This window comes from Mesorhizobium sp. M5C.F.Ca.ET.164.01.1.1 (assembly GCF_004792125.1).
GTDB lineage: Bacteria > Pseudomonadota > Alphaproteobacteria > Rhizobiales > Rhizobiaceae > Mesorhizobium > Mesorhizobium wenxiniae.
The window spans coordinates 1-278 of the sequence record NZ_SRTG01000654.1; the positions used below are offsets into that span (position 1 = coordinate 1).

Sequence of the window (278 nt, forward strand, 5' to 3'; positions counted from 1 at the left end):
GGGGGGAAAACGCGGGCGATAACCTTCTTCGCCTCGGGACTGTCGACCTTGTCGGCGGTGACCAATGGCATCACCAGGGCCAGATCCTGGGTCACCTTGCCTCCCGTCAGGGCGTTGTAGACTTGCTGGGTGCCGTCGATGCCTTGGCCGACCGCCTCCTGGAAGAAGATGCCCTGGATCGCCCCCTTCTTCAGCAGCGCAATGGTGGTGGGCGAGCCATCGGCGACGGTGATGCCAACTTTGCCGGTGAGGCCTCGGGTCTCGACCACCTTTGCGGC

At 64.4% G+C, this 278-nt stretch carries 1 pseudogene; it reads right to left on the reverse strand.

What is annotated here, in order from left to right:
* Nucleotides 1-278, reverse strand: a pseudogene (locus EN807_RS35160) (sugar ABC transporter substrate-binding protein); the annotation flags it as partial.